Annotated in this window: 7 protein-coding genes; all 7 read left to right on the forward strand. The window is 69.2% G+C overall.

Annotation, left to right across the window (positions count from 1 at the left end; all coding sequences use genetic code 11):
• Positions 1–127 precede the first annotated feature (127 nt).
• Positions 128–2,101, forward strand: coding sequence for an HAD-IIA family hydrolase (locus B4L26_RS00645; protein WP_299491561.1), 1,974 nt, complete (start codon positions 128–130; stop codon positions 2,099–2,101).
• Between the two features lie 12 nt (positions 2,102–2,113).
• A complete protein-coding gene (locus tag B4L26_RS00650) occupies positions 2,114–2,392 on the forward strand; it encodes a hypothetical protein (protein ID WP_290714574.1) in 279 nt (92 codons plus the stop codon).
• A gap of 3 nt (positions 2,393–2,395) precedes the next feature.
• Complete coding sequence (locus B4L26_RS00655; RefSeq protein WP_290714576.1) at positions 2,396–3,289, forward strand: TlyA family RNA methyltransferase; 894 nt, start codon at positions 2,396–2,398, stop codon at positions 3,287–3,289.
• A gap of 59 nt (positions 3,290–3,348) precedes the next feature.
• Positions 3,349–4,296 (forward strand): NAD kinase, encoded by a 948-nt coding sequence (locus tag B4L26_RS00660; protein ID WP_290714578.1) that lies wholly within the window; start codon positions 3,349–3,351, stop codon positions 4,294–4,296.
• Between the two features lie 5 nt (positions 4,297–4,301).
• Entirely contained in the window at positions 4,302–6,080 is a 1,779-nt protein-coding gene (recN, locus tag B4L26_RS00665) for a DNA repair protein RecN (RefSeq protein ID WP_290714589.1), read from the forward strand.
• Between the two features lie 91 nt (positions 6,081–6,171).
• The gene (locus tag B4L26_RS00670) at positions 6,172–6,666 is read left to right on the forward strand and encodes a DUF2382 domain-containing protein (RefSeq protein ID WP_290714580.1); all 495 of its coding nucleotides are present in this window, start codon (positions 6,172–6,174) and stop codon (positions 6,664–6,666) included.
• 123 nt (positions 6,667–6,789) lie between these two features.
• A partial coding sequence (locus tag B4L26_RS00675) for a hypothetical protein (protein WP_290714583.1) occupies positions 6,790–7,134 on the forward strand: 345 nt, incomplete at its 3' end.

Consider the following 7,134-nt stretch of genomic DNA (forward strand, 5'->3'; position numbering starts at 1 on the left):
GACACCGCCGAACACAATTTACGATTCAGGCCCCACACGCCAAGTGTGGGGCCTGAATCTTTTCCGGCGACCGGATCCGCCCCGGTAGGGTGGTCGTCGCAGTCAGCAGAGAACGGAATAGTGAGCAATGAGCGCAGGGGACAGCAGGGCCGGCGGTAATCGCCCGGCCGGCGACCGTACCGGTGGCGACCGCCGTGGTGGTGGACGGCCCGGAGGCCGTTCCGGCGGAGGCCGCCCCGGGAGTGGCTCCGATGGTCAGCGAGCCGGTGGCGGGCGCCCCGGTGGCGGTGCACCCCGTGGTGGCGGACCCCGTGGCGGCGGCAAGCGTCCTGGCAGCCAGACCGACGCGCCTCGCGCCCGGCAGCGCCCCGACGAGCCGGTGTTGCCCGATGACGTCGCAGCCGGCGATCTAGACCCGTCGGTGCGCCGCGACCTGCGCACACTCGACAAAGCCAACGCGGAGGCCGTTGCCCGTCATCTCGTGATGGTCGGCCGACTTGCCGACGAAGATCCCGCCCTGGCCCTCCGCCACGCCCGTGCCGCTCGTGAGCGCGCAAGTCGGATCGGCGTGGTCCGTGAGACGGTCGGTGTCGCGGCCTACCACGCCGGTGAATGGCAAGAGGCACTCGGCGAACTGCGTGCCGCACGACGAATTCTCGGTGGCGCCACGCTGCTGCCCCTCATCGCCGACTGCGAGCGCGGCCTCGGCCGACCCGACCGTGCCCTTGCCATCGCCCGTGGCGACGATGCACGCGACCTCTCCGGCGAGGAGCGGCTCGAGATGCTCATCGTCGAAGCCGGCGCCCGGCTCGACCTCGGGGAGGCCGACAAAGCGGTGGTCACACTGCAACGGGCCGACCTCGCACCGGGTCAGGTGGGTCCCGAGGCGACCAGGCTCTATTACGCCTACGCCGAAGCGCTGCTGGCCGCCGGTCGTGACGATGATGCGGTCACCTGGTTCATGAACGCCGCCGCCGCTGATGTCGACGATCTCACCGATGCCGAGCTGCGCGTCGTCGAGCTCACCGACCCGGATTTCACGCCGGCGCCGAGTGAGCCCGTTCCTGCGCCGAGTGAGCCCGGGATCCTCGTCGATGACTACGACGCGGTGCTCCTCGACCTCGATGGAACGGTGTTCGCCGGCCATGCGCCGCTGCCGGGAGCGATCGAAGCAGTCGCGGCCCTGCCTGCCGACCGCATTCGCTACGTGACCAACAACGCCAGCCGACGGCCGGCCGAAGTGGCGGTCCACCTGCGCGAAATCGGTTTCGACGCGACCCCGCAGCAAGTGGTCACCAGCGCGCAGGCCGGGGCCCGGTTGGTGGCCGAACAAGTGCCGGCGGGTTCGACAGTGCTCGTCGTCGGTACCGATGGTCTCGCCGCAGAGGTCGCCGAGGTCGGACTGGTCCCGACCCGCACCGCCGACGACAAGCCCCGTGCGGTCGTGCAGGGCCATTCGCCGCACACCGACTGGGCGTCCCTTTCGGAGGCGGCACTCGCCATCGCGGCGGGGGCACTCTGGGTGGCGACCAACGTCGACCCGACACTGCCCAACGAACGCGGCTTCCTCATCGGCAACGGCTCGATGGTCGCCGCGGTGGCCTCGGCGACGAAGGCGACCCCGCAGGTCGCCGGGAAGCCGGCACGGCCGCTGCTGCGCGACGCAATCGCCGACGTCGCGTCGGACAAGCCGCTGGTCGTCGGTGATCGGTTGGACACCGACATCGAGGGCGCCAATGCCGTCGGCGCCGACAGTCTGCTGGTGCTTACCGGCGTGAGCACGTTGCGCGATGTCCTCGTCGCAGCGCCGGAGCAGCGGCCGACGCACATCGCCGTCGGCTTGGGTGCCTTGGGCGCTCCAGTGTCGATCAGTGTGATCGCCGGTCGGCATCCATGGACGGTGACCGGCGACGGCACCGCCCTGCAGATCGTTGGTCCGGCTGACGATGCGGCCGACGATGTTGCTCCCGAATCGGCCCTCCCGGCTCTCGTCGCCGCGGCGTGGGAGCGTGGAATCAGTGCGGATCAGGCCGCGCAATTGGCTGTGACCTCGGACAACTCTGCGGTGGCGGGGCTGCTGCGCAGCCTCGGGATCGGCTAGCGTGGTGGCATCATGACGAATGCCCAACCAGCTCCCGGGGCCCCCAAGCCGGGCCAGCACCTGTCGCCGTCGGCGTCGGGCGCCCCGGCACAGGTCACGCCGTCCGACGTGGCCGACGCGATCACGGAAATGCTCGAGAAGCTCGACGAGGTCAGCCGACAGGTCGCCGAGGGCGACGACGGATCACCGGTCTCAGCTGAGAAGCTGGCCGCCCTCGACCGGCAGGCCGACCTGCTGGAGCGGGCCCACCGGGTGCTCGCCGACGCGCTCGCCGCGATCGACCACGCCTGAGCGATGGCACCCCGCGCACGTCTCGACGCCGAGCTCGTCCGACGCGGCCTGGCACGCTCGCGCGAGCATGCCGGCGAGTTGATCGCAGCCGGGGCGGTCACGATCAACGGCGCTCCTGCGGTGAAACCGGCGACCAACGTCGGTAAGGACGTACCCATCGTCGTCAAAGCCCAGGAGCAACAGTGGGCCTCGCGTGGCGCGCACAAGCTGATCGGTGCTCTTGACGCCTTCGAACCGGCGGGGCTGACCGTCGCCGGCCGTCGTTGCCTCGATGCCGGCGCATCCACCGGGGGCTTCACGGACGTGTTGCTGGACCGCGGTGCGGCGAGTGTCGCAGCCGTGGACGTCGGGTACGGGCAACTGATCTGGCGCCTGCGTTCCGACGAGCGGGTCGGCGTCCTCGACCGTACCAACGTCCGGTCGCTGACCCCGGAGCAGATCGGCGGCCAAGTGGACCTGACGGTCACCGACCTCTCATTCATCTCGTTACGGCTGGTCCTACCCGCACTGGCTGCCTGTACTCGCCCGGGTGGGGACCTCGTGCCGATGGTCAAGCCGCAGTTCGAAGTGGGCAAGGACCGAGTTGGAGCCGGCGGTGTTGTCCGCGACCCGCAGCTGCGCGCCTCCGCGGTGCTTGCGGTCGCGCAATGGGCGGCGGCGCTCGGATTGAGACTTCGCGACGCCGGTGCCTCACCGCTGCCGGGGCCGTCGGGCAACGTGGAGTATTTCCTGTGGTTGACCCGCGAATGCGACGACGACGAGTTGGCGCGACTCGCCGGGCAGTTGCCGGGCGACCTGTCGGCGGGCCCCGATACGCTGGTGGGCATCGACCGCGGGTTCGATCACGAAGCCGTCGCCGTCCTGATCGACGAGGTAGTGGCGGCCGGCCCGCAATAGTCCAGCCGATCACCTGGCGAGGACAGAGAGCGAGAGAGTGCGACAGTGAGCACCGCAGAGTGAGCGACGTGCAGGGGACCGACGCCCGTGCGTTCGTCGTCGTCGCGCATACCGGTCGCGATGAACTCGCCACCGCTTTGGAGGCGATCGCGCGACGCTGCGCCGACGGCGGCGTGGCGCTGCGCATAGTCGACACCGACAAACGCGACCACGTGGTGCGCTCGCGGGTCGATCTTGAGCGCCTGGCGGCACTGGGCGCAACCGTCGCGCGCGTCGAGCCCGATGAATCCGCCGCCCGCGGCGCCGAGGTCGTCATCGCACTGGGCGGCGACGGGACCTTCCTGCGCGCCGCCGAACTGGCCCAACCGGCCGATGTCCCGGTGCTGGGCATCAACCTGGGCCACATCGGCTTCCTCGCCGAGGCCGAGGCGGGATCGATCGACGAGGTGATGGAACGCCTGGTCGACGGGCGCTACACGATCGAGCCCCGCATGACCTTGGACGTGGCCGTCGTCGGCCCCGACGGCGTGACGGTGGCACGCACCTGGGCACTCAACGAGGTCGTCGTGCAGAACGACACGCACCGGGGTGTGCTGGAACTGGTCACCGAGGTCGACGGGCGGCCGGTCTCGGCGTTCGGTGCCGACGGCATCCTGATCGCGACGCCCACCGGATCGACCGCGTACGCGTTCTCGGCCGGCGGTCCGGTGATGTGGCCCGACCTCGAGGCGATCCTCGTCGTCCCCAGCAATGCGCACGCCCTGTTCGCCCGTCCGATGGTGACCTCGCCGCACTCGCGTGTGGCGGTCGAAGTGGAGTCGTCACACCCGGCGATCGCGATCTGCGACGGTCGGAGGTCGTTCCCGTTGCCGCCGGGGGCGCGCATCGAAGCGGTCCGCAGTGAGCGCTCGGTGAAATGGCTACGCATCGACGCCGAGCCGTTTGCCGACCGCCTCGTGACGAAGTTCAGCCTGCCGGTGACCGGTTGGCGCGGCCGGGGGCGGTGAGCGCCGTGCTCGAAGAACTTTCGATCACCGGGCTGGGTGTCCTGGAGAATGCCGCCGCCGAATTCGGCCCCGGGTTCACCGTGCTCACCGGTGAGACGGGCGCCGGCAAGACCATGGTCGTGACGAGCCTGCACCTGCTCTCCGGCGGACGCGCCGACGCCAGCCGGGTCCGCGCCGGACACGGCAAGGCGATTGTGGAAGGACGTTTCCGCCTCGGCGGCGACGAACCGTCGAGCATCGTCGAGGTGTTGGAGTCCGCGGGGGCGCAGGCCGACGAGGATTCGCTCATCGCCGTGCGGACCGTCGGCGCCGACGGACGGTCGCGCGCGCATCTGGGCGGACGGTCGGTTCCCGTCGGTGTGCTGGGGCAGGTGACGACGTCGATCCTGACCATCCACGGGCAGAACGACCAACTGCGGCTGCTGCGGCCCGACGAGCAGCGTGGAGCCCTGGACCGGTTCGCCGGTGCCGACGCGGCCGCGGCGCTAGAGGACTATCGCGCCAAGCGCGCCCGGTGGATCGAGTTGTCCGACGAACTCGCACAGCGCCGGGCCAGTTCATACGAGCTGGCACAGGAGGCCGATCGCCTACGCTTTGCGGTGCAGGAATTGGATGCGATCGACCCGCAGGCAGGGGAGGACGTCGCACTCGTCGCGACCATCAAGCGCCTGACCGACCTGGAGACCGTGCGCGAGGCCGGGGCGCAGGCACACGGCCTCGCCGCCGGTGACGGCGCCGACTACGTCGGGGTGATCAGCGAACTCGGCCAGATCCGCACCCTTCTCGAGTCGTCGGGTGACGACGGGCTGGAAGCGCTGCTGCCGCGGGTCGCCGAAGCGCTGGCGGTCGTCACCGACTTCGCGTCGGATCTCTCGGCGATCGTCGCCGGGCTCCCAGCTGACGCCGCCGAACTAGATCAACTACTCGTGCGACAAAGTGAACTGAAGGCATTGACCCGCAAGTACGCACCCGACATCGACGGGGTGCGGCAGTGGTGGGAACAGGCGCGCACCCGGTTGGCGCAGATCGACGACCCCGCCGGGTCGATCGATGACCTGGTCGCGTCGGTCGCGGCCGCCGCCGAGGAGGTGGCGACGGCGGCTTCGGCACTGCGAGCGCTTCGTGTCGGCGCCGCGGACGTGTTGGCCGCGCGTGTAACCGACGAACTGGCCGGCCTCGCCATGGGTGGCGCGGCTCTGCAAGTGAGTGTTTCGCCCGACTCCTGCGACGACGATGCCGCTGATCCGGAGGGGGTGGCGCCTGCGGTGTCCCCGGCGCTGCGCCGCACACTGATGGTGGACGGTAGGCGTTGCCACGTCGGCGGGCATGGCGCCGACGTCGTCGAGTTCGCGCTGGTCCCGCATCCGGATGCCGTGGCACTGCCCATCGCGAAATCGGCCTCGGGCGGCGAGCTGTCGCGCGTGATGCTGGCTCTCGAGGTGGTCTTGGCCTCGCCGGAGGGCGGATCGGTGATGGTCTTCGACGAGGTCGACGCCGGTGTCGGCGGACGGGCCGCGGTGGAGATCGGCCGTCGGCTGGCCCGCTTGGCGCGCAACCACCAGGTCATCGTCGTCACCCACCTGCCACAGGTCGCGGCGTTCGCCGACCACCACGTCGTGATCGGCAAGGACGACGGCGGCCGCACCAGCACGGTCCGGACGCTGCAGCGCGACGAGCGGGTGGGAGAATTGGCGCGCATGCTGGCGGGGCTGGGGGACACCGACACCGGGCGCGCCCATGCCGAGGAACTGCTCGCAACGGCCCAAGCCGACCGTGCCGGATGAATACGGTGATATGTCGGTTCGATAACCCTTCGAAAGCGGAAAACCTTCGCGGACTCCACAAATAGGTGGGTGCGGCGTTAGGCTGTGGGATATGGATGTGACGCAAGGTGCTGCAGAGACCCCAGATGCTCAGCATCCGGGGAAGATGACCGTCGGTCTGCACCAGGAGTATTTGACTGCCAAGACGCGCGAAGTCGTCACCGGCATCGCCCAGGTGCGGACCTCGGTCGTCACCGAGAACGAGGAGATCTCGGTTCCGGTCAGCCGCGAGTTCGTCGAAGTCGACCGTGTGGTCGTCGACGACCGTGAGGTCGACGAGGTGCCCGCGCCGTACTGGGACGGCGACACGTTCGTCGTGCCGGTCGTCGAGGAGGAAATCGTCGTCGTCAAACGATTGGTCGTGCGTGAGGAAGTGCGCGTCACCCGTCATCGCAGGACCAAGAACGTCGTCGTCGACGGAGAGGTCCGGCGCCAGCGCGTCGATGTGGTGCAGGTCGACCCCCACCACCACGTCCGCACCGAGATTCCTATTGATACGCGTTTTACTCGAGAGCCCGGGATTAATAGTGGAAGCAGCGGCGACTAGAGTTCCGTGCGTAGCGGGTTTTCGGATTTCCTGTCCGATGATCCGATCCGAACAAGACGCGACAATAGGGCATCCAAACTGGCACAGTGTGGCCAAAGACTTTTGCAACGGAGGGATTGAGCAATGATCGTCACTTTTGCCGGTTACGACATCAAAGTCGGCACCCCGGTGGTTTCGCGCGACGGTGCCGAAGTGGGCACTGTCGCAGACACCCAGGGCGCAGATCTTGTCGTCGATATCCAGAACAGCGCGCAGAACATGCTTCTCGCGGAGAGCGGCGTCGCCGCGTTCGAACCGGACTTCATCCGACTCGACTTGACCGCCGCCCAGGTCGCCGAGGGCGACTGGGTCGCCGTCGGCGGTGCTGTTCCCGACGAGGCGCCGGCGCCCGTCGCCGAACCCGTCGTGGCTGAACCGGTGGCCGCCGTGCCGCTGGCCGAACCCGTTCCCGCTCCGGAGCCCGTGCCG

The organism is Gordonia sp. UBA7599 (assembly GCA_002477755.1).
GTDB lineage: Bacteria > Actinomycetota > Actinomycetes > Mycobacteriales > Mycobacteriaceae > Gordonia.